Source organism: Verrucomicrobium spinosum DSM 4136 = JCM 18804, from assembly GCF_000172155.1.
Taxonomy (GTDB): domain Bacteria; phylum Verrucomicrobiota; class Verrucomicrobiia; order Verrucomicrobiales; family Verrucomicrobiaceae; genus Verrucomicrobium; species Verrucomicrobium spinosum.
In genome coordinates this window covers 2,655,698-2,677,032 of sequence record NZ_ABIZ01000001.1, presented here as the reverse complement: position 1 = coordinate 2,677,032, position 21,335 = coordinate 2,655,698, and the positions used below count along the sequence as shown (strand labels likewise).

Genomic DNA, 21,335 nt, shown 5'->3' with positions numbered 1-21,335 from the left:
ATTCGTTTGCTTTCGCAGCAGTTGTCGGCAGTATCCGCGACTCCCCGCAAAACCACCCCCGAATGCCAAGCCCCATGACGCCCAGAATCACTCGTACGGTCCCAACAAGAATTGGGATTGTGGGGACGGGCTTCATCGCTGTGGGCTTGTGTTTGATGCTGCGCACCACGCCGGACATGGCGGTATCCCGGGTCCTGACCCGGCGTCCGGTCAATTCCGTGCAGGACATTGACTCCAACCTCCTGACACGGTCCATGGAGGACCTGATGGCTCACTCGGATGTGATCGTGGAGTGCAGCGGGGACATTCTGCACGCCAGCAATACGGTGCAGGCCGCTCATGAGGCAGGCTTGCCGGTGGTGACGATGGGCGCAGAGTTCCACGTAACGGTGGGCTCCTACTTTTGTAACAGCGGCATTCTCACTGAGGCTGAAGGCGACCAGCCCGGATCCCTGGCAGCCCTGCATGAAGAGGCGGTGCAGATGGGCTTCAACCCGCTCGTTTACGGAAACATCAAGGGCTTCCTGAACCATCATCCTAAAGAGGAAGAAATGGCCTACTGGGCCAGCCGCAATGGCATCAGCCGGACGCAGGTGACGAGCTTCACCGACGGAACAAAGCTGCAGATCGAGCAAGCGCTGGTGGCCAATGGGCTGGGTGCTGATATCGCGCAGCGCGGCATGCTGGGTCCCCAGGACCTGACGCTGGATGAAGCAGGTGCCCTGCTGAGCACCGAAGCCATACGCCTGGGCATCCCGCTCAGTGACTACGTGCTCAACCGAAAGCTGCCCGCCGGAGTTTTCGTGACCTGCGAGCACCCCACTGAGCGCCCTCACGTCCTGCGCTACCTGAAGCTGGGCGAGGGGCCGTACTATACCCTGCTGCGCCCGTACCACCTGTGTCACCTGGAGTTGCCGCGCACACTGCGCCGCATCATCGCTGGGGGCGGGGTGTTGCTGAACAACAGTGCCCAGCCCAAGATCAATGTGGTAGCCGTGGCCAAAAAAGACCTTCCGGCTGGCACACTCATAGAAACCGCGATCGGTAGTGTGGAGCTGCGCGGTGAGACGGTCCGCATCTCAGAGCTTCCGGACGCGCCGCCTATCGGCCTCCTTTCCGGCAGCCGGCTGCGGCACTCCGTTGCGGCGGGACAGACTTTGATGACTTCCGATGTGGACATTCCCCACAGCCTCGCCAAAAAGGCATGGGAGTCCATTCGGCAACAAAGCCTGGAACTGGCTTGATGCCTGCTTCCGGGTAGCGTTCTCCCGTCATTCACCGCACCACACTCACACATGCTTCTTGGTAAAAAGATCGCCGTCACCATGCCCGCGTACTACGCGGCCAAAACCGTGGGCAAGACTGTCGCAGACATCCCACGCGAGTATGTGGACATTGTGATCCTGGTGGATGACGCCTCCAAGGACGACACCTTTGCCACTGCACAGGCCCTCGGGATCTCCGTCTTCCGCAATGAGAAAAACCTGAACTACGGCGGCAACGTGAAGCGCTGTCTGCAACTGGCTCTGGACGCTGGTGCCGACATCGTGATCCAGCTCCATCCGGATTACCAGTATCCGCCAAAGGTGACGCTGCCCATGGCGGCGATGCTGGCCACGGGCTACCATGACCTGGTGCTGGGGGCACGCACTTCCGGGAAAGGGGCTCGCGGCACGATGCCCTTCTGGCGCTACCTGCCCAACCGCCTGCTCACCATGGTGATGGGCTGGTGCTTTGGGGTGAGCCATAGTGAGTTCCACACTGGCTGCCGCGGCTACACCCGGAAGCTCCTGGAGACGGTGCCCTTCCACGAGTTTCGCAATGACTTCATCTTCGACAACCAGATGCTCATTGGCGCGCTGCGTCATGACTTTGCCACCAGCGAGGTAACCTGCCCCACGGTGTACGAGGAAGACAGCAGTTCCATCCCCTTCTCCAAGGCCCTGCGCTACGGCATCCAGTGCCTGAAGATCTCCATCCCCTACTTCTTCGAGCGGATCTCGTCCGGGAAGAAGTAGCCGTTTCCCGCAGATCGTCCCGTAACTTCTGTCCCTGAGAGGGCTCCCGATTTTGGGAGCCCTCTTGTTTTTGCGGTTTCGATCTTCTGCATTCCGGCTATCCTGACCGATGGCTTGGCAGAAACGTGACCGTGATGGCGATAAGAACCAAAACCGTCGTCATCGGGGAGAGCAGGAAGAACGCTCCTCCTCTCCCGCACCCTATCGTGGACCGCGACCTCAAAAAGGAGGTGCCGGGGGCCGCCAGAGTCCGGCGCGGCCGGGATACCGGCCTGGTCACGGTCCTGCGGGCTTGAGGAAGCACGCCACCTCCTGGGAGCAGTCGGCACAATGGTACGACAGGATCTTGGGCGAAAACGGCTCTGAGTTGTACCAGCAAGTGGTGATCCCCGGAGCCCTGGCCCTGCTGAAGCCTCAGGCGGGCGAGTCCATCCTGGATCTTGGCTGTGGACAGGGGGTCTTCTCCCGCGCTCTGACGGCTGAGGGGGCGAAGGTCACCGGGGTGGACGCCGCTCCATCCCTGATCAAACGAGCAAAAACTTACCCCTCGCCCGCTCCGATCCGCTACGTGGCGCGGGATGCAGCGAAGCTCAACGATCTGGGCACCTTCGACGCCATCTCCGCCATCCTCTGCATCCAGAACATGGCTCATCTGGGCGAAGTCTGCCAGGCCACGGCCAAGGTACTGAAGCCGGGCGGTCGCATGCTTTGGGCCACGAACCACCCCACCTTCCGCATCCCCCGCCAGACGAGCTGGGGCTTCGATGAAGAGGCCAATATCCAGTACCGCCGACTGGATGCCTACGGCAGCCCGCTGACCATCCCCATCGTCATGCACCCTGGCCAACGGGAGAGCGAGACCACCACGTCCTTCCATCTCAGCCTCTCTGACCTGCTCGCCAAAGGCTTCGCCGCCGGCCTCGTGCTCGCCGGGTTTCAGGAATGGTACTCCCACAAACAGAGCGAGCCTGGCCCCAGGGCCAAGGCAGAGAACAAAGCGCGGAAGGAATTCCCGCTGTTCCTGGGACTGCTATGGAAGAAAGTGAGCTAGAGGGAGAACTTCCAAAAATGATGAATTAGGAATTAGAAATTAAGAATGGAGCCCCTGATCGGCACGAAGACCCAGTCAGAGTGAGCCCATTCCTAATTCCTAATTCACAATTCATAATTTCGGTCTTCCCTGTGGCTCTGTGGTTAAATTTCTTCACTGCTCAGACGCGTACACTGTAATGAGCGCCCCACCTTTGCGTCAGCCCTGGTGAATGAAGACTTTGGAAACCTCTTTGCTGGAACACTTGAGCGAGTTTCTCGCTTTTGCGCGGAAGCGTCTGTCCAGCCCTGAACTGGCGGCGGATGCTGTGCAGGAGAGCCTGCTGAAGGCACTGCGCTCCAGCGGGGAACTGCGGGACGACGAGAGCGCGAAGGCGTGGTTCTACCGGATCTTGCGCAGGACGATCATCGACCTGTACCGGCGGGATGACGTGCATGCCCGGGCTGTGGAAAAGCTGAAGGTGGAGCTGGATCGGCAGGCCGCCCCGAATCTGGATGAAGAACGGGTGACCTGCCAGTGCATGAAGGCCCTGCTACCGACCATGAAACCGGAGTATGCGGAGCTCATTGAGCGGCTGGACCTGGGCGGTGAAAGCACGGAAGAGGCGTCCGCACGACTGGGGATTTCGAGAAACAACCTGGTCGTGAGACATCATCGTGCCCGCCAGCAGCTCAGAGAGCGGCTGGAGCTGAGCTGCCAAAGCTGTGCGACGCATGGATGCCTGGACTGCACATGCGACGCCCCGGCCCAGAACCAAGACAACCGCAACCTCAATGGAAGGAACTGAATGATGGACAAGGTGAAAGACCCCGTATGCGGCATGATGGTGGATCCGGCGACGAGCTTGAGCGCGGAGAAGGATGGCCAGACCTGGCACTTCTGCAGCGAGCACTGCCGGACGAAGTTCGTTGGCATGGCATCCAGCCCGGCTCCGGCCAAGTCCTGCTGTGGTGGCGGCAAACAGCCCGCCCCGGTGCCGGCGAAACCGGCTCCGGTGGCCTCATGTTGCGGCGGGCATGGGCATCATCATGCCAGCGCGGACGTGAAGCCCTCCGCCTCCGCCAAGTACTTCTGCCCCATGTGCCCCGGGGTGGAGTCTGACAAACCTGGCGACTGCCCCAAATGCGGCATGGCCCTGGAGCGCAATCCGGCGTGGAAGCCGGAGGCTCGCACGCTCTACACCTGCCCCATGCACCCGGAAGTGCAGCAGGACCATCCCGGCGACTGCCCGAAATGCGGCATGGCACTTGAACCCAAGCTGGTGGCCGGAGCCGATGAGCCTGAGGACGACCATGCGGAGCTGCGTGACATGACGCGCCGCATGTGGATCAGCGCTGCGCTGTCCCTGCCGGTGTTCATCCTGGCGATGTCCCACTTGCTGCCAGGCCAGGGCCACGGGTCCTGGGCAGACAGTGCACCTTCACGCTGGCTGCAATTTGCCCTGAGCACACCCGTCGTACTCTGGGCAGGATGGCCATTCTTCCGCCGCGGATGGCGCTCCCTCGTGACGCTGAACTTCAATATGTGGACGCTCATCTCCCTGGGAGTGGCGGCCGCCTTCCTGTACAGCGTGTCCGCGATGCTGGCCCCAGGGTGGTTTCCTGAATCCCTGCGCAGCGGGCACGACGGCAGTGTGGGCGTTTACTTTGAAGCCGCCGCGGTGATCATTGTGCTGGTGATCCTGGGGCAGGTGCTGGAATTGCGGGCCCGCAGCCGCACGGGATCTGCCATCAAGGCGTTGCTGAATCTCTCTCCGCCGATGGCAAAACGCATCACGGCGCACGGGGACGAGGAAATACCGCTGGATAAGGTGAAGACCGGCGACCGCTTGCGCGTGCGCCCTGGTGATAAAGTGCCAGTGGATGGCCGTGTGCTCAACGGGCACTCCAGTGTGGATGAATCCATGATCACGGGGGAATCCCTGCCCGTGGAAAAACAAGCGGGTGACAAGGTCACCGGCGGAACGGTCAACGGCACGGGCGGTTTTGAGATGGAAGCAGAGCGCGTGGGCAGTGACACCCTGCTGGCCCGCATTGTGAACTTGGTGGCGGATGCCCAACGCAGCCGGGCCCCCATCCAGGGACTGGCGGACAAGGTGGCCTCCATCTTCGTGCCCGCGGTCGTGGCAGTGGCCGTGCTCACCTTTGTGCTGTGGTACTTCCTGGGTCCCGAACCGCGTCTGGCACATGCCATCATCAATGCGGTGACGGTGCTGATCATCGCCTGCCCTTGCGCCTTGGGCCTGGCCACCCCCATGTCCATCATGGTCGGGATCGGCAGAGGCGCACAGGAAGGCGTGCTGGTGAAAAATGCCGAGGCGCTGGAGCGACTGGAGAAGATCACCACCTTGCTGGTGGACAAAACAGGCACCCTCACAGAGGGCCGCCCGCGGTTGACCAGAGTTGTGCCAGCTCAGGGAGTAGGGCTGGATGAGAACGAAGTGTTGCGTCTGGCCGCTGCCCTGGAGCAAGGCAGCGAGCACCCCCTGGCTGCAGCAGTAGTTGAAGGGTGGAAAAGCCGGGCTGAAGGAGCGATTGCTCCCGAAGTATCAGGGTTCCGCTCCACGACGGGCGGTGGTGTGGCAGGCTCCGTAGAGGGTCACGAAGTGCGCGTGGGCAAGCCGGCGTTCCTCAAAGACGAAGGCATCCAAAACCTCCAGAGCCTGGAAGAAATGGCGCGCCAGCTTCAGGAGGAAGGACAGACCGTCGTGTATGCCGCCGTTGACGGGCGCGCTGCCGGACTGCTGGCCGTGGCGGACCCCATCAAGTCAACCACTCCGGAGGCGATCAAGGAGCTGCACGCGTTGGGGATCGAACTCGTGATGATGACGGGTGACAATCAACGCACCGCCGCCGCCGTGGCCGCAAAGCTGGGGCTGGACCAGTTCCACGCGGAAGTGGAGCCGGAAGGCAAGAGCTCACATGTCAACGAACTCACCAAAGCCGGCAAGTCCGTGGCCATGGCAGGAGACGGGGTGAATGATGCCCCAGCCCTGGCAGCAGCGAATGTGGGGATTGCCATGGGTACTGGCACCGACGTCGCCATGCAGAGTGCCGATGTCACCCTTGTGAAGGGGGATCTGCGAGCCATCGCCAAGGCCGTGCACCTGAGTCGCGCCACCATGGGAAACATCCGGCAGAACCTCGTGTTCGCCTTCCTTTACAACGCCCTCGGCATCCCTGTGGCAGCAGGCTTGCTTTATCCATTCTTTGGGCTGCTGCTGAGCCCTATGCTGGCCGGGCTGGCCATGAGCCTGAGCTCCGTGTCTGTCATTAGCAACGCCCTCCGGTTGCGGCGCGCGAAACTGTGATGGGAGTCAGGGGTTGGGAGGACGATTCTAGAGACAGGATTTACAAGATTGGGATGATGGATGTGGAACTCGCGGGTGGCGAGGCTTGCGATGAACCGATTTTGCTTTGTGCCTTCGTGCCTTTGGGTGAGGACTAGGAAATTAACTTTCCCTGATGGTCTTCACCGATGACGATCATCACCTTGAGACCGCAAAAGGCCGCCAGCATCTGCTGCTGGCGGCCTTTTCTTAAGTTGCCTTCAAAGAGGCACCGTCTCACCCCATGCCCTTAGCGGCAGTGGTGGTGATGCCTGCGATGGCCAAAGTCAATGTGAATGCTGCCATCACCCCAGGACGGGGGGCAGATGGGACGAGGATTGCAGACAGGGGGCGGACAGACGGGGCGGGGCCGGCAGACAGGCACCCAGACCTTCTGGTAAACCGGGCGACCGCAGTGGTCATACCCGACGAACCGGGTCACATAGTAGCCTCCAGCATCGTAGTGGTCAGCTTTGGCGGTGGTGGGTGCCAGGGCTCCAAGGGCAAGGGCGATCCCGGCGAAGGCGAAGAGGAATTTGGATTTCATGGCGATGGGGGGCTCGGTTGACTGAGTGGCTGATAGAAGGGTTTGGTTGCCGCACGGGTCCGGTCGGTTGGCCCCTCTGTCGGGAGCCGGTTTCCTCGATGGATCACTCGCGCTTCAGCCAATCAGACGGGAGCGCTGTATCGTTATTCAACTTTCTTCAAAAAGTGGCCGGAAGCCCAAAATGGGACACTCCTTCCCCCACCCTTGCCAGCGGGTCCAACCACAGGGCGTTGCAATAAAGCGCTTTCAGCCTACCCTCTTACGCATGAAGAGAACCGTCACCTGCTTCCTGTTGGTGTGCCTGCCCCTTTCTTTCTCACAAGTCTGTAGCCAGTCTGATCCGGCAGCAGAAGCGGGCCGACCAGGAAAACTGGTGTTCAGAGAAGAAACCGTGGGAGTGGTGCGGGGACCGGGCTTCAAAGCGGAAGGCGTCTTCATGGGCACTCCCCTCGTGCTCGACGAGGCTTACACCGCCAAGCATGAACTGCCCGCACTGCAGACACCATTCAAGGTAGTGGTGCCCAAGGACAACAACCTCTATTTCCTGCCAGGCGGCAAAAAATCCGGAGTGCCGGAGCTGGCGCGGCTGAGCATCGCAACAGAAGACAAGACAGCGGTGGAGATACTTCGCTTCGTGACCATGACCGTCCCGCTCCAGCGCACGCCGGAAGATCGTTTGGTAGTTTGTGCGAACCTCCTCAGGACCAAGGCACTTCCCCAGATCACCAGCAACTATGAGCAGGCTCGACAACTCGACGTTTATGCGACCCGCGTCCGGGGTAACGACGCAGTATGTCTGCTGGCAGAAATGGTGAAACCGGGCACCGGTGAGGCCTACTGGGTGAAGACAGTGGGAGTGATGCCGGCGAATTCTGAAAACGGCGTGATGGCCTTCTTCATGGCAGACAAGCAGCTTAGCGAGATCAAGACGCAGGCAGATCTGCTGACCAAAGGGTTTAGCCAAAAAGTGATCCACAGTCTGGAGTTTCTGCCGGTGACCGCTACAGCGGCCCCCCCATCAAATGGGGGCTCCAAATCCGCGTCTGAAGCCCTCCGATCCTGGACGGGAACCGCAGCGCAAGCTGATACGACGCCCAAAGGAATAGTGCCTGCCCCTGGGAGGGCGAATTCTCTCAAGGCACTCTTCGAGAAGCACCACGCCGCTCTCATGGCTCAAGATGAGGCGACGGCAGCAAAGATCGTGCGGGGTCTGCTGCCGGATGAGACCCGACTCCGAGCGGCCTTGGGCTCTGATGCCACGCCGGAGATCTGGGCGAAGATCCAGGGGTTTCATGCCCAACTCCCAAAGACCGACGACGCGGCCCTGGCAAAACTGCTGGCCGCCAAGCCCGCTCAAACGCTGGTCAAAGTGCACGGAGCCACCTCTGAGGAACTTGCCCTCTATGCGGAGGGCTCCCTGGCATTTGCCGAATTTCCCGGCGCCGCCCGTGACCTGGCAAAGGCCGGAATCCTCAAGCCCGGCGTGACGTTCTTCGAAGTTGAGTTCCTAGAACCCGGCGCGGAGGCGGGCATGAAGTTTCACCTGTTCTACTGGGACGGAGCAAGCTGGTCCATGCTGGGTCCCGTGTGGCGGGTGCTCAAGTGAGCGGGGCCCTGGTGGCGGCTTGGGAACGAGGTAACAACCACAAAGTCACTGAGAACACAGAGTGGGAACAATAAGATCACAAAGGTCTTCCACATCCAAGAATCCCCCCCGCCAAACGGAGCATCTTGGGCGGTCTCCGGAATTCTCAGAACTCCTAAAGAGAGCCGGTTGTCGGACTCGAACCGACGACCTGCTGATTACAAATCAGCTGCTCTACCAACTGAGCTAAACCGGCTTTCTCTCCAGACGGGAAGGTCCAGAACCGCCTTTTCGGGCGTGGAATTGGAACAATAACCGGAACAGAGCGGAGGACAACCAAAATTGTTCAGTCGGAGCGTGAAGCATCGGCCCGCGAACCATCCAGCGTACGCAGATGCTGGCCGAATGGGTGGGCTTTGTGGTAAAATGCCCCCAACGCGAGTCCGAGGGCAGGTCGCTGCCCCGCCGGACGGTTTCGGGTCATAGGCGAGCCGACCGAACCATACCACTTCCATACGCTCGACGCAGGACGTAGATGGATATTCTGACAAGGCTCGTCCTGGAGCACGCCAGTGTCCAGGAGACCTGGCGCAGCGCAAAGCTATCCGACCGTCCCCTCCCCCTTTGTGTCTTCGTGCCTTCGCGTGAGGATGATCATCCCCTATCATCCCTGCCCCAGCCTTGCATCCGCGCCAAGCCTCTCTACCGTCCCTCCAGTCCGCTCTTTCGTCGATTCCCCTCCTCTTCCGAACTTTCCAATTCCAAAGTCATGATCTCCCGGCTCCCGCGATGGGTAGGCACCGGTGCATGGGCACTGGCGATGGTCGCTGGCATGGTGAATGTAGTGGGGTTCTTGAGCTTCGAGCACCAGGCGGTGACCCACCTCACGGGCACCACCTCCATGCTGGCCGCAGCGATCGCGGAGGGGCGCTTAAGCGGGGCATTGCATCTGGCTGCTGTGGCGGGGTCATTTCTTCTGGGTGCCGTGCTCAGCGGCATGATCATTCAGGACAGCACGCTGAAGCTCGGCCGACGTTACGGGGTGGCGTTGGTGATGGAGGCCCTGATGCTGGCTGCGGCGGTGCCGCTGCTCCAGGCACATCATGATGCGGGTGCCTATCTGGCATCCTGCGCCTGTGGACTGCAGAATGCCATGGCCACCACCTACAGCGGGTCCGTGATCCGCACCACACACCTTTCCGGCATGTTCACGGATCTGGGCATCTTTCTGGGGCACGCCGTGCGAGGCCTTCCAGTGGATGGACGACGCCTTCGCATCGCATTGCTCATCATCACCGGTTTTTTCTGCGGCGGCATTACAGGAGCTCTGGCATTCCACCGCTGGTCCTACCCTGCCCTGTATTTTCCCGCAACCATGACCGGAGCGGCAGGACTCGGGTATGGGCTTTACAAGCTGAGGAGGGGCAAGATGGGCGGGTAGAAAAAAACTTCAAAATCCAAACCTCAAAATTCAATATCCAAGACAGTCGCCCCCGTACTTCAAGACGGGTTCATGATGAGCCAAGCAGCCCCTCGGCATTTGAAGTTTGGCATTTGAAGTTTGAAGATTGATCTTTCCCCCACCTTCCGTTTGCTTTCGATTCGGCAGGGACAACGGTTGATTCAGGATGAGCTTGTCGTCTTCCAAGACACCGGGCAAAGGAGGTTCGCTGAACATCTCCCTGCCCATGCGGCTGACTGCTCCCCTGCTGGTGCTCGTCTTTGGGGTGATGGCCACTTGGTTGAACTACACGCTCACGCTGGACGCCAACCTCGCGAGGGATCTCTCGTCCGTACGGCAACGCGCAGGGGGGGTGGCGGCCCGGTTGGCGGCGATGAGCGAACACCTGCTGGCGGACAATCTGCAGCGGGTGGTGCAGCTCGAGTTGACCAGCATGTTCGATGTGCCGGAGCTGGTTTCGGCGGGCATTGTGGACAGCCGCGGAATCATTCTGGCAGACTCCTCAGGACGATGGGCAGGGTTTCCCGTGCAAGGGACGACACTGGCCCCGGCGGCCACTCTGATCCGACCAGTGAACAAGGTCGTGATCGAGATCGGTGAAAATGCGGAACGTGTGTACGCCGCCAGCCCCTTTGCCCTGCCTCGCGGCGGAGTAGGCTGGGCGCTGGCAGAGCTGAACCGGCAACAGGCCATCAATGGCGCACGTGAGGATGCCCGGACGCAGTTCTACTGGATCTCCGGAGCCATGGCGCTGCTGAGTTTCATGCTATGGGCCATCTTGCACTACGGTTATGCCAGCCGCATCGCCAGGCTGGCCGGGGGCATTCAGGAATGGGGGGCGGGACGGCGGGACCGGACTCTCATGCCGGGCGGTGGAGATGAGGTGGGGCGGTTGGCTGAGGTGTTCAATACCATGGCAGACCGTCTGCAGTCCCAGGAGGTGGACAAGCTGCGCCTGGAGCGGGAGGTTTTGAACATCTCTGAGCGCGAACGACGGCGGATCGGACACGACTTGCATGACAGTCTGGGGCAACGGCTCACCGCCGCCTCCATGACGGCCAACGCGATGCTGGAGCAGTTAAAGAGCACCGGCCCCCTGCTGACGGCGCATGGCGAACTGGTGGCGCAGCAGTTGCGGGAGGCGATTGCCGAGGCTCGCTCCCTCTCGCACGGTCTCGCTCCCGTGAGCCTGGAGGCAGACGGTCTCATGGCCGCGTTGCGGGAACTGGCCACCAGTGTATCCCGCAGCGGGAAAGTGCGCTGTGTGCTGGACTGCCCCCAACCGGTCCTCCTGCCGAATGTGGAAACGGCCACGCATCTCTTCCGGATGGCCCAGGAGGCCGTGAACAACGCGCTAAAACACGCCTCCGCGTCGGAGATCCGCATCGGGCTGGAAGTGCAGGGAGACAACGTGATCCTGGAGGTGGACGATGATGGTGTCGGCCTGGACGAAACTCCCGCCCCGCCCGGGGAGAACCGCGAAGGCCCCGGCCTGGGCTTGCGAGTGATGCGATATCGGGCGCAACTGATCGACGGCCAGGTCGATTTTGGGCCTGCACCGGCGGGCGGCACCCGGGTGCGCTGTGTAGCCCCGGCAAGGTGACCAGCCCCCTCCACTCTATTTCCTAGATCCGCACCATCTCGACACCCCGCTTCCCCAACCTCCATGCCAGCTCCCGCTCCTGTCTCCAAAGCCCGCGTCCTGCTGGTGGATGACCACCGCATGGTGCTTGAGGGCTATCGATTCATGCTCAATGCCCAGCCCGATCTGGAGGTATGCGCCACGGCAGTGAGTGCAGCAGAGGCCCTGGGACTGTTGGAGCAAGTCCGTCCCGACCTGGTGGTGACTGACCTCACCCTGGGCGGCCGTAGCGGGTTGGACCTGATCAAGGACGTCATGGCCCTATTTCCAGAGACAAAGATCCTGGTCTGCTCCATGCATGACGAAATGCTCTGGGCCAACCGCACGCTGCAGGCCGGGGCTCGAGGCTATGTGATGAAAGACGCCGACGGCCCCACGTTCCTGACGGCCGTGCGAACCGTGCTGGCCGGTCAGCGGTACATGAGCTCCCGGCTGGCCGCCAGTGTGCTGGAGTCCTTTGGTCAGTCCAAGCCCCGTGGCAGCAGTTCCCCCATTGAGAAGCTGAGTGACCGGGAGTTCGAGGTATTTCGCCTCTTTGGCGAAGGCAAGACAGCTAAGGAAATCGCCGCCCAGCTCAATCTGAGTCCCAAGACCGTTTCCGTGCACCGGGATCACATCAAGGAAAAGCTGGGCTTCAGCACCAGCGCCGAGATGATCCGCCAGGCAGTGCGGCATGTCGAGAGCCAGGGCTAAAGGCTGATCAGAAGCCGCTCATGGCCGACGGTAGGCATTTTGCCTAACGAGGGACGGTTCCGGGTCCGATTTTGCGAACGGCGGGATGTGGGAAGATGGCGTCGTGATGCACGCCTGGAATTCACCCACCTTGTCTGACACGGACAGCGCCTCCTCTGCGCTGCATCCCGGCGCTGGACGGCGGTTGGCACGCGGCGCGGTATTCACGGCCCTGGTCATTGCCGGTGGGCTCAGCCTGCTGGCGGTCACTTGGTGCACCGCTCATCGGGACCGGTTGTCCGCTACAGCCGCTGCCCCCGGTGCCAGCCAGATCCAGGGCGGTGATGCCCTGCATCCGGCAGCGAATGCCCCCTTCCTCTCTCCCCCACCCAAAAACCCTGAACCATCCCCCTGACAGCCATGCAACCTGACCTGCAAACTTCCTCCAAATCCCCTGACATCCAACCGGCTCCGATCGAGGAGCCAACCCCTCCTGCCAAATTTATGAAAACACCCAGAACCATCCTCGGCCGCACCGCGGCCATTGTCGTGGGCGGTGGTGCCATCGTGGCCACAGCCCTTGCCCTGGAGACCAAGATTCTCCCCAACAAAGACAGCGGCTCTCCGCCGGCCATCACCCTCGACGAAAAGCCCATCGACCGCGCCGCAGGCCTGCCCATGAGCTTCTCCAGCGTGATCAAGCGAGTCACCCCATCTGTGGTGAAGATCGAGGTGGTGGGCAAGGCCCAGCCCGCGGTGGACTTTGGTGGCTCCGGCATGCAGCTCCCATTCGGCGACTTCGGCAGTCCCGACCTCCGGCAGTTCTTTGAACGTCGAGGCAATGGAGGCGGCGGCAGCAATCGAGCCGGTCAAATGCGCATGCCCCGCGAGCACGGCGCTGCCAGTGGCGTGATTGCCACCGCCGACGGCTATGTCCTCACCAACAACCATGTGGTGGACCGCGCCGACAAGGTGGAGGTGACCCTCCATGACGGGCGTACTTTCACCGCCAAGGTGATCGGCACCGATCCCAAGTCGGACCTGGCCGTGGTGAAGATTGATGCCTCGAACCTTCCCGCCATCCCGTTCGCTGACAGCAGCACTGCGGAAGTGGGTGACGTAGTGCTCGCCGCCGGGAATCCGTTCGGCCTGGGAGAGTCTGTCACGCTGGGGATGATCAGCGCCACCGGTCGTGCGACCATGGGCCTGGACTACGAGGATTTCATCCAGACGGATGCGGCCATCAACCCCGGCAACTCCGGCGGTGCCCTGGTGGACGCTCAAGGACGCCTCATCGGCATCAATACGGCCATCGTGAGCCGTGGCGGGGGTAATGACGGGGTGGGCTTCGCCATCCCTGCCAACATGGTCCGCAGTGTGATGAATGACCTCATCACCGACGGCAAGGTGACCCGAGCCTACCTGGGTGTGATGATCCAGGACCTGACGCCTTCTCTTGCCAGCCAGTTCAAGGTGCCAGCCGAAACCAAAGGTGCGCTCGTGGGTGATGTCCCCGCCAAATCCCCTGCAGCCAAGGCCGGTCTGGAGAGCGGTGATGTGATCACCCACTTCGACGGGAAAGTTGTGAAAGATGCCCGCAGCTTGAAACTGGCGGTTGCCAGTGAGAAGCCGGGCGACAAAGCAGAGCTGAAAATCCTGCGCGACGGAACGGAAAAGACCCTCACCGCCACGCTGGCCCCCCAGCCCGGCAGTGACAAGGCCATTCCTGCAAAACACCATAGCCGCGGCGACAACGAAGGCACGCTGAACGGTGTGGGTGTGGCCGACCTGACCCGGGCGCTGCGCCAGGAAAACAACATCCCCTCCGATGTCCAGGGCGCGGTGATTACCAACGTGGAACAGGACAGCCCCGCCTGGGAAGCCGGCCTCCGCCCCGGAGATGTGATCCAGCAAATCAACCGCAAGGGCGTGAGCAACGCTGAGGAAGCGGTGAAGCTCACCGAAGACGCCCCCAATGGCGACACCCTGGTGAAAGTGTGGAGCCGCGGCGGCAGCCGCTTCGTGACCGTGGATGAAACCAGCGGTTCAGTAAATCAGTAATTCAGTGATTCAGCTCAGTCGATCAGTCGTCAGTATGTGAACGGTATTGTAGTCAACGCTTAGCCTGTTTGTTGAGCCCCAAGGCACCCTCCGCTTCTCTTCGAGGCGGAGGGTGTCTGGCTTTTGACTGTAGGCCGGTTCGCGATGACTCCTTCAAGGATGCCCCGGAGCTGTCAGGAGAATCACGCAAGAACCCTGCGTGTACCGGAACTGAAAGATCCCCCGCTCCCACGAGGCGTGAGTTCAAATCCCGGTGCCTTTTGTCTCCACGCGGTGGTCATGGAAATGGTCGGCCTCGCATGCGATTGAGGGCGACGAGTATGCCGCGACAGAACTCGTCGATATCGAAAGGTTTGGAGAAGGCAGACAGCACGGCGTCCCCCCCTTGCTCCTGGGTCGTGGCAAGATCGGTCTTGGAGCCGCTACAGAGAACGATGCCAAGCTCCGGCCGCATGCTCCGGATGTGCTCCAATGCCTCGGCTCCAGACATGCGAGGCATGGCAAGGTCCAGAATCACCAGATCTGCGTGGTTTTCAGGACGCATGAGCCACTCCACGGCATCCAAACCGTCAATGGCAAGATTGACCTTCAGCCCCACCCGCCTCAGCAATGCGGTCATGATGGACCGAATGCTCTGGTCGTCATCGACGACGAGAACTTCGGACTGGTGGGCAGAAGGCTCAATAGTGGTCAGCATGATTAATATGGTTTTTATACACTTGGCTTCACGAAAGTCTAGCGCCAACTGGGAAACCCTTACGCCCAAAGGCGTATCTCCCCCAGCAGGCAGTCCACTTCCAGACGGCCAGCATCTTGGCACCTTGGGCACTCCTGCGGCGGGGTCTGGCACCCGCCTCTTCGTGTCGGCAAAACCAGACGCGGTTATTTGCAGGAGGCTTGGCCGGGCCTCCGACCGTATCCCTCTCTCTGATCATGTCCCCTTTCATCACCTACGGCACCCTGATGGCGCCATCATCCTAGAGGTGATCGCGACATCCTATTTGCAAAAGACAGAACAGTTCACCAAGCCCCTGCCGACTGTCGTCACTACACTTTGCTATGCGGGGGCATTCTACTTTCTCTCCATCTCCCTCAAGACCCTGCCCGTCAGCATTGCCTATGCGATCTGGAGCGGACTGGGCATCGTGCTGATCGCAGCGGTGGGATGGATCGTGTTCAAGCAGAAACTGGACACACCCGCAATCATTGGACTCGGCTTCATCATCATAGGGGTGGTCATTGTGAATGGTTTTTCGAAGTCGGTCGCGCATTGAGACGTCGAAGAACCAGGCGTGGGGCAAGCCCACAAAAATTCTTGCATCCGCGCAACCGGTCGCGGTGGACAGTCGATATCGGGCATGACTGAGATCGCCATGCAGCACCGATGGGGAGCGAGCGGCGAGCCAGTCCGACAGCCCTCCAGGAGTACTCACGCTACACGCACTCAGAGTTCGTTGGCGTGGTTCGAGGATCGGGAAACCGCCGAGGTGAAGTGGCCGCCGATCCCGGTGGGCCGTTGGAACAGGCAAAACGACTGGGCCGGGAGTTCTTCAGCAGGAAATACACTGACTACCGGCTGGATACGCTCAGGAGCGGGCGGGTGTGGGGTGGCGCATAGACGGCGGGAGGAGCGAATTGGAGAGATAGTGAACTGGGACAGATGGGAGCCATGCAGATGGCACAGGGAAAAGCGCGCCAGCGTCTTGGAGTGCTGGCAGCTTGACGCCGCTTTCGCCTGCCGTGGATAGTTTCCGCGGCCTTGTTGAGGTCAACGGGTGAGGCGTGCCCTCGGGAGCGCGAGACGAGGTGACTTCTCAGGAGACGCTCGTGGCAGGCGAAGCGCCCGCCCTACAGGGGTCGGGGGCGGCCAGCCGTGAGAAGGTAATGGGTTGTGTTGTTCCTCTGCTCCCTCCACCGGCTGAGGACGGCCGGACTACTCCCGCAGCACCTTCAACGAGCCCCTTACTATTCCGCTTCATCTTCGCTTTCAATCTCGCGCCGGGGCACTTTGTCAAAGTGATCGGGATGGTCGAGAACGTACTTGAGGAGCAGCCACTCAGTGTCTTCGAATTCCGTAAACATTTCGTCCAACCCTTCGCGGGCGGCGATCCAGTCTTCCCCGCGGCTTTCGACATATTGGCTCCGGGCGAGGTGGTCTCTAGGTGGGCCACCAGGGCCGAAGAGAACGCAAAAGGCCTCCAGACGGCGAGCGTTGTAGGCACTACCGACCTCACGCAATGCCGCGATGATTTCAGGAAGGAAATTGCCCACCTCGTCATGCTCAAAGGTGGCCAGTCCTCCACAGGAGATGGCATAGTTGTAGCGGTCCACAAGCCAGGCGGCACGTTCATGAGCGTTGAGGGATGCACCACCATCCTTCTCGGCCTTGTCTGAGAGTTGGAATCTGGGATGCGGAAGCTCCCGCATTTTCAACAGGACCTCAGCGGCGAGCGCGCTGGCTTCCGTCCTGGCAAGAACTAGCTTGTAAAGGCCGGCGTCCGCCGCCGCCTCGTCATGAAATGAAAGGGCTTTGAGCACCTCGATTGCCGTCTTTACTTCGCTATAAGAGAGGTCAGCCTTGTCCCAGCGTGGAAGCCATGAATCAATCATGCTCCGGGGGATGATCACCCCGGTGGCACTGAACGCATTGAGGATATCGTCAAAGTAGTCGTAGTCTGGATTCAGGTACTCGGGAGACTTCAGGACACGCTCACCCCAAGCAGGATCGAGTTTGAGCAGCAAAGCGGGAATGTGGTCCGCATAGACCGAGGACCAGTCGCCGTGGCCATCCAACGCGGGAAGCAGCATTTGCAAGACCTGGATTCTGAAATGCGGAGCCGCTCGGCCAGATCGAAGAGCTTCTTCGACTCCGGAAATCAAAGCCCTTTGCCCCAGGTGGGGCACGTTCTGCAGCCACCGACGGATTGCGGGCAAGGAGGCATCCTGACCCGTGGCAACGATCGCCCTCCTGATCTTGTCTCCAGAAAGGAAGACTTCTCCGTACTTCTGCTCCAGAGCCAGGAGGGCAGCCAACTGCTGTTCACGTGGGAGAGCCAGACACGCCTTCAGGATTTGATCTGCTTTTCCTACGCGAAGCTGCAGCCTGGTGTTGGAACTGAACCATTCGCGCAATCTTACAGTCCGCCCGTGGACGGTGCCAATGGGAAGCCACTGCCAGGCCGCGTAGCCAGCAGCGGCCAGTGTCACCGCAGAGATCAGAATATAGACGAACTTCATATGGCAGCGGGCTGAAGAAGGATGAGCTGGGGGATCTTCAGTATTTCTCCACAGGATGTCAACACGTCAGCCGCACAACGGCCATCGGGAGTTGGGGTGACCTCAGGAGACGCTCGTGGCAGGCGGAGCGCCCGCCCTACAGGAGTCAAAGATGGGCAGACGTTCAATGCAGCGGGGCGTGTCATCCCCCCCCCGCTCCCACTACCGGCTGGGACAGCCGGACTACGCCAGACGCAGCATCAAACTGAAGCCGGTGTGCCTCAAGTCTGATGTCTGGTGTCTTCCAGTCGGGTGTCTCCGGCGAAGCCGGTCCTACCGATTCAGCAGCACCTCATCCTTCAGCACCACCACATCCACACTGCCCTTCAGGGTCTGGTTCAAGAACGGCGTGTTGCTGCTCTTGGACTTCATGAACTCCTTGGTGAAGGTGGTGCTGCCGTTGGGGTCAAACACGATGAACTCGGCGACACCGCCTTCCACCACAGGGACGGGAGGAAGCTTGATGATGCGGCGGGGTTCAGCGGAATAACGCTTCACGATCACGTCCCAGCCGAAGACGCCCTTGCTCATGAACCGGTCATAGAGGCAGGGCAGTGCCGTTTCCAGCCCCGTGATGCCAAATGGCGCGCTCTGGAAGTCGTTCTTCTTCTCGAACTCTGTGTGCGGAGCGTGGTCGGTGGCGATGACATCAAAGACACCGTCGATGAGTCCCTGCAGGAGCAGAGTATTGTCCTCCGGCGTGCGGAGGGGCGGGTTCATCTTGTACGAGGTGTCATAGTCCCGGATGTCCTCATGGTTGAAGATGAGGTGGTGCGGGGCGATTTCGCAAGTGACCTTGACGCCTTCTTCCTTGAACCGACGGATGGTGTTCATACCGCGGGCGGTGGTGACATGCTGGATGTGAACGTGCGCCCCGGTGTACTGGGCGATGCGGATGTCGCGGTCCAGGCAAATCTCCTCACTGATGGCGGGGATGCCTTCCAGACCGAGGCTGTAGGACACCTTGCCCTCGTGCATGGAGCCCTTCCCGCTGAGCTCCATGGTCTCGCAATGACTGGCCAGGATGAGGTCGAAATTCTTCGCGTACTCCATGGCGCGGCGCAGCACCACGGGGTTGCTCACGGGGTAGCCGTCATCTGTGATCATCACGGCACCGGCGGCCTTCATGGCACCGATGGCGGCGAGTTCCTTGCCTTCACGCCCCTTCGTGATGGCCCCGCTGGTGTAGAGGGGGATGCGGCACTTGCGGGCCGACTCCAGCACCGTCTTCACAACGCCAGCGGTATCGATTGCCGGAGCGGTGTTGGGCATCATGACAAAGCCCACCACCCCGCCGTTGATCGCGGCCTCACTACAGGTGAGGATGTTCTCCTTCTGCTCCTGCCCGGGCTCACGGGCATGCACGTGCACGTCAAAAAGGGCGGGCAGGATGACCTTGCCGGTGCAGTCCACCACCTCGGTCCCCTCCCCTGCGGCAATGCCGGGGGCGACCTGCACGATCTTGCCGTCCTCTACGAGGACATCGACACGGGTGAGCTTGGGGGAATCTTCGGTGGCGATCTCGCCGCCTTTAAACAGACGCTTCATGTGAGAGGAACGGATAGAGGAAACAGGAACAGATTGGATCAGGGCTTGTCTTCAGTGGAGCTGCCGGGCTTGAGCCAGTAGAGCACGCTCATGCGCACGGCGATGCCGTTCTCCACCTGCTGGTCGATGAGGCTGCGCTCGTACTCCATGACGGAGTCGGTGAGCTCCACACCGCGATTCACGGGCCCTGGGTGCATGACCCAGATGCCGTTGTCACGAGCCCACTTCAGACGCTCATCCGTGAGGCCGAAGAGGCGGTGATACTCGCCGATACTGGGGAAGAATGGCACATTCTGCCGTTCCGTCTGCACGCGCAGGAGGTAGATGACATCGGGCTTCCAGGCGTAGAGTTCTTTCCAATCCTGGAAGACGGCGATCTCCTGCGGCAGTTCCCGCGGGATCAGGGAGCCAGGGGCGAGCATGGCGGTCTGCATGCCCATGCGACGGCAGAGCAGGTTCGTGGAGCGGGCCACGCGGGAGTGCTGGATGTCGCCAATGAAGGCTACACGAGCGCCCCGGACATCGCCGCCAAAGACCTCACGCATGGTGAACACATCCAGCAGCCCTTGGGTCGGGTGCGCGTGGAAACCATCGCCCGCATTGATGACGGACGCGTTCGTGTGCTTCGCAATCAGGTTGGGAATGCCGGACATGCTGTGGCGCACCACCACATAGTCAGTGCGCATGGCCTCCAGAGTGGCCACGGTGTCCAGCACGCTCTCCCCCTTCACCACAGAGGAGGTGCTCACGGAGAAGTTCGTGACGTCGGCCGAGAGGCGGCTGGCGGCGATCTCAAACGACGAACGGGTGCGGGTGGAGGGCTCGTAGAAGAGCGTGAGCACGGTGCGCCCTTTGAGCGTGGGCACCTTCTTCACGGACCTCTTGAAGAGGTTCTTGAAGGGGACGGCGTTGGAGAGGATGAACTCAAGCTCCTCATCCGTCAGGCTCTGGATGTCCAACAGGTCTTTACGGGGGGTCATCGGCGGGCTCCTCCTTGTTGCACATACACGGCATCTTCGCCGTCCACTTCCACAAATCTCACAGCGATGCGTTCTTCAGGTTTGATGGTCACACGTTCTCCTACGTAGTCGGCGGCGATGGGCAGTTCCCTGCCCTCCCGGTCCACAAGCACAGCCAGCTCCACCTTGCGGGGGCGGCCGTACTCGAGCAGTTCATCCAGCGCGGCACGGGCGGTGCGTCCGGTGTGCAGAACTTCATCACAGAGGATGACGTGGCGTCCGTCGAGATCGAAGGCGAGCTCCGAGCCGACAAGCTTCGGAATGAGTTCCAGGGCCTTCAGATCATCCCGGTATAAGGAAATATCCACCCGGCCGATGTTCAGGTCGGGGAAATGCGGCTTGAGCAGCGTGTAGAGCCGCTCTGCGAGGGGCACGCCACGGCGATAAATGCCCACGAGGGCGAGGTCCTTGCCCGGGGAACGCTCTTGAATGGCCTGGGCAATGCGCTCAATGCGCTGCGTAACGTCTTGTTTGGAGAGGATCGGCGCGAGGTCCGGCATGGGAAGGTGGTGCCGCAGTGTGGCAAAGAATTCACCCGCAGGCAAGCGATCCCTCCCCCAATCCGCGCATGGAGTCGGAGGCTGGCGCAGACACCGGGGCAAAAAAGACCCCGCTCCCGCCCAGAGGCGAAAGTGGGGTCAAAAATACAGGCTCCAGCCTGGGCTTAGGCGCCCAGCTTGAGAATGCGATGGGCGAACATGCAGGCGTTCAGACCAGCCTTGCTGTGCAGGCCCACGGTACCGAGCGGCACCTGTCCGGGCACCTGGCAGATGGCGAGGAGAGCATCGATGCCATTGAGCGGGCCGCCAGGAACTGGCACCCCGATGACCGGGTACTCAGTCGCCACCGCCACCACGCCAGGGAGGGCGGCGGAAAGGCCGGCCACAGCGAGGATGACGATTTTCTCGCCGCTCTTGTTCAGCTCCTCAAGGTAAGCCAGCAGCTCCGGAAGGTTGCGGTGGGCGGAAAGAACTTTTTCCTCATAGGCAACAGCCTCCTTGTCGAGGTAGTCGCGTCCAGGCTGCATAAACGCCATGTCATTGGCGCTTCCGTAGATGATGATGGCTTTCATGGGTGGGGAGCAGGTAGTGTGGTGTCTTGGGTTATGTCTGAGGGGAAAGTGACG

Annotated in this window: 19 protein-coding genes, 1 tRNA gene and 1 pseudogene; 13 read left to right on the top strand and 8 right to left on the bottom strand. The window is 61.0% G+C overall.

What is annotated here, in order from left to right; all coding sequences use genetic code 11:
* Positions 1-74 precede the first annotated feature (74 nt).
* From VSP_RS10920 to VSP_RS10900, 5 genes are all read left to right on the top strand, one after another.
* A complete protein-coding gene (locus tag VSP_RS10920; RefSeq protein ID WP_157210838.1) occupies positions 75-1,244 on the top strand; it encodes an SAF domain-containing protein in 1,170 nt (389 codons plus the stop codon).
* A gap of 51 nt (positions 1,245-1,295) precedes the next feature.
* The gene (locus VSP_RS10915) at positions 1,296-2,018 is read left to right on the top strand and encodes a glycosyltransferase family 2 protein (protein WP_009960601.1); all 723 of its coding nucleotides are present in this window, start codon (positions 1,296-1,298) and stop codon (positions 2,016-2,018) included.
* Positions 2,019-2,127: 109 nt separating this feature from the next.
* Positions 2,128-3,069 (top strand): class I SAM-dependent methyltransferase, encoded by a 942-nt coding sequence (locus VSP_RS10910; RefSeq protein WP_009960600.1) that lies wholly within the window; start codon positions 2,128-2,130, stop codon positions 3,067-3,069.
* A 211-nt stretch (positions 3,070-3,280) separates the two neighbouring features.
* Positions 3,281-3,856: an RNA polymerase sigma factor gene (locus VSP_RS34895; RefSeq protein ID WP_009960598.1), complete on the top strand. Its 576-nt coding sequence runs from the start codon at positions 3,281-3,283 to the stop codon at positions 3,854-3,856.
* Positions 3,857-3,859: 3 nt separating this feature from the next.
* Positions 3,860-6,379 (top strand): heavy metal translocating P-type ATPase, encoded by a 2,520-nt coding sequence (locus tag VSP_RS10900; RefSeq protein ID WP_198141416.1) that lies wholly within the window; start codon positions 3,860-3,862, stop codon positions 6,377-6,379.
* Between the two features lie 268 nt (positions 6,380-6,647).
* Here the strand turns inward: VSP_RS10900 and VSP_RS10885 are convergent, their stop codons facing one another.
* Complete coding sequence (locus tag VSP_RS10885; RefSeq protein WP_009960594.1) at positions 6,648-6,944, bottom strand: hypothetical protein; 297 nt, start codon at positions 6,942-6,944, stop codon at positions 6,648-6,650.
* A gap of 265 nt (positions 6,945-7,209) precedes the next feature.
* Between VSP_RS10885 and VSP_RS10880 the strand changes: the two genes are divergently transcribed.
* Positions 7,210-8,550, top strand: coding sequence for a hypothetical protein (locus VSP_RS10880; protein ID WP_009960592.1), 1,341 nt, complete (start codon positions 7,210-7,212; stop codon positions 8,548-8,550).
* Between the two features lie 162 nt (positions 8,551-8,712).
* Here VSP_RS10880 and VSP_RS10875 read toward each other — a convergent pair.
* Positions 8,713-8,785: transfer RNA gene (locus VSP_RS10875), tRNA-Thr, on the bottom strand.
* Positions 8,786-9,298: 513 nt separating this feature from the next.
* Between VSP_RS10875 and VSP_RS10870 the strand changes: the two genes are divergently transcribed.
* The 5 genes from VSP_RS10870 (at position 9,299) to VSP_RS10850 (ending at position 14,366) form a co-directional block, all read left to right on the top strand.
* A complete protein-coding gene (locus VSP_RS10870; protein WP_029190346.1) occupies positions 9,299-9,970 on the top strand; it encodes a YoaK family protein in 672 nt (223 codons plus the stop codon).
* 187 nt (positions 9,971-10,157) lie between these two features.
* Positions 10,158-11,594: a sensor histidine kinase gene (locus VSP_RS39240; RefSeq protein ID WP_009960589.1), complete on the top strand. Its 1,437-nt coding sequence runs from the start codon at positions 10,158-10,160 to the stop codon at positions 11,592-11,594.
* 63 nt (positions 11,595-11,657) lie between these two features.
* Positions 11,658-12,326 carry a response regulator gene (locus VSP_RS10860; protein WP_009960588.1) on the top strand — a complete coding sequence of 223 codons (669 nt, stop codon included), beginning with the start codon at positions 11,658-11,660 and terminating at the stop codon, positions 12,324-12,326.
* A gap of 130 nt (positions 12,327-12,456) precedes the next feature.
* The gene (locus VSP_RS10855) at positions 12,457-12,720 is read left to right on the top strand and encodes a hypothetical protein (protein WP_156345846.1); all 264 of its coding nucleotides are present in this window, start codon (positions 12,457-12,459) and stop codon (positions 12,718-12,720) included.
* An 89-nt stretch (positions 12,721-12,809) separates the two neighbouring features.
* On the top strand, positions 12,810-14,366 hold the full coding sequence (locus tag VSP_RS10850; RefSeq protein WP_157210837.1) for a Do family serine endopeptidase: 1,557 nt from the start codon (positions 12,810-12,812) through the stop codon (positions 14,364-14,366).
* A 277-nt stretch (positions 14,367-14,643) separates the two neighbouring features.
* On the opposite strand, the gene VSP_RS34885 is transcribed toward VSP_RS10850, so the two are convergent.
* A complete protein-coding gene (locus VSP_RS34885; RefSeq protein ID WP_009960585.1) occupies positions 14,644-15,063 on the bottom strand; it encodes a response regulator in 420 nt (139 codons plus the stop codon).
* A gap of 220 nt (positions 15,064-15,283) precedes the next feature.
* On the opposite strand from VSP_RS34885, the gene VSP_RS43360 reads away from it, so the two are divergent.
* Together VSP_RS43360 and VSP_RS42155 are read left to right on the top strand one after the other, a co-directional pair.
* Positions 15,284-15,640 carry a DMT family transporter gene (locus tag VSP_RS43360; RefSeq protein ID WP_063607727.1) on the top strand — a complete coding sequence of 119 codons (357 nt, stop codon included), beginning with the start codon at positions 15,284-15,286 and terminating at the stop codon, positions 15,638-15,640.
* A 143-nt stretch (positions 15,641-15,783) separates the two neighbouring features.
* Positions 15,784-15,984 (top strand): annotated as a pseudogene (locus tag VSP_RS42155) (flavodoxin family protein); the annotation flags it as partial.
* A gap of 347 nt (positions 15,985-16,331) precedes the next feature.
* On the opposite strand, the gene VSP_RS10835 reads toward VSP_RS42155, so the two are convergent.
* From VSP_RS10835 to VSP_RS34875, 5 genes are all read right to left on the bottom strand, one after another.
* A complete protein-coding gene (locus tag VSP_RS10835) occupies positions 16,332-17,603 on the bottom strand; it encodes a DMP19 family protein (protein WP_009960582.1) in 1,272 nt (423 codons plus the stop codon).
* A gap of 312 nt (positions 17,604-17,915) precedes the next feature.
* Positions 17,916-19,190, bottom strand: coding sequence for a dihydroorotase (locus VSP_RS10830; RefSeq protein ID WP_009960581.1), 1,275 nt, complete (start codon positions 19,188-19,190; stop codon positions 17,916-17,918).
* 38 nt (positions 19,191-19,228) lie between these two features.
* Positions 19,229-20,170, bottom strand: coding sequence for an aspartate carbamoyltransferase catalytic subunit (locus VSP_RS10825; protein WP_009960579.1), 942 nt, complete (start codon positions 20,168-20,170; stop codon positions 19,229-19,231).
* Positions 20,167-20,709, bottom strand: coding sequence for a bifunctional pyr operon transcriptional regulator/uracil phosphoribosyltransferase PyrR (gene pyrR, locus VSP_RS10820; RefSeq protein WP_009960577.1), 543 nt, complete (start codon positions 20,707-20,709; stop codon positions 20,167-20,169). Before pyrR ends, VSP_RS10825 begins: the two co-directional genes overlap by 4 nt.
* A gap of 164 nt (positions 20,710-20,873) precedes the next feature.
* Entirely contained in the window at positions 20,874-21,281 is a 408-nt protein-coding gene (locus VSP_RS34875; RefSeq protein WP_009960576.1) for an AIR carboxylase family protein, read from the bottom strand.
* Positions 21,282-21,335 lie beyond the last annotated feature (54 nt).